General features: G+C 56.3%; 1 protein-coding gene. It reads right to left on the reverse strand.

Annotated elements, in window-relative coordinates; translation table 11 throughout:
• Positions 1-780, reverse strand: a 780-nt coding sequence (locus V9K67_RS27060; protein WP_336728258.1) for a putative metal-binding motif-containing protein, incomplete at both ends; no start/stop codon positions are given.

Below are 780 nucleotides of genomic sequence, written 5' to 3' on the forward strand. Positions count from 1 at the left end.
ATCGTGCTATTGCCATCGTTGCAATCGGTGCTGTCGGCTACATAACCGGCAGGAGGCGCACAGGATACAAAGCGGTAGCGGGTGGTACCATAACCATCCTTATCCCCATCCTTGTACCAGGTCTTCACGATCAGGCCATCATCCACCTTGCCGTTGCAGTCATTGTCCAGGGCATCGCAGAGTTCAGGAGCGCCGGGATAAACCACATTGCTGGCATCATTGCAGTCGGTGCTGTCGGCCACGTAACCGGCAGGCGCCATACAGGACACGATGCGGAACTTGATGTTGCCGTAGCCGTCCTTGTCCACATCCTTGTACCAGGCTTGCACTACAAAACCATCGTCGATAATGCCGTTGCAGTCGTTGTCCAGGGCGTCGCAGATTTCAGGAGCGCCGGGGTAAACTACATTGCTGGCATCGTTGCAGTCGGTGCTGTCGGCTACATAACCGGCAGGCGCCACACAGGAGACAAAGCGGTACCGGATGTTTCCATATCCATCCTTGTCGGCATCCTTGTACCAGGCCTGCACCGCGGAACCGTCATCGACGATGCCGTTGCAGTCGTTATCCAGGGCGTCGCAGATTTCAGGAGCTCCCGGGTAAACCGCCTTACTCCCGTCGTTACAATCGGTGCTGTCGGCTACATAACCGGCAGGAGGCGCACAGGATACAAAGCGGTATTTCGTAGTGCCGTAACCATCCCTATCCCCATCCTTGTACCAGGTCTTCACGACCAGGCCATCATCCACCTTGCCGTTACAATCGTTGTCCAGGGCGTCA

The organism is Huijunlia imazamoxiresistens, assembly GCF_037132455.1.
GTDB lineage: Bacteria > Bacteroidota > Bacteroidia > Chitinophagales > Chitinophagaceae > Flavisolibacter > Flavisolibacter imazamoxiresistens.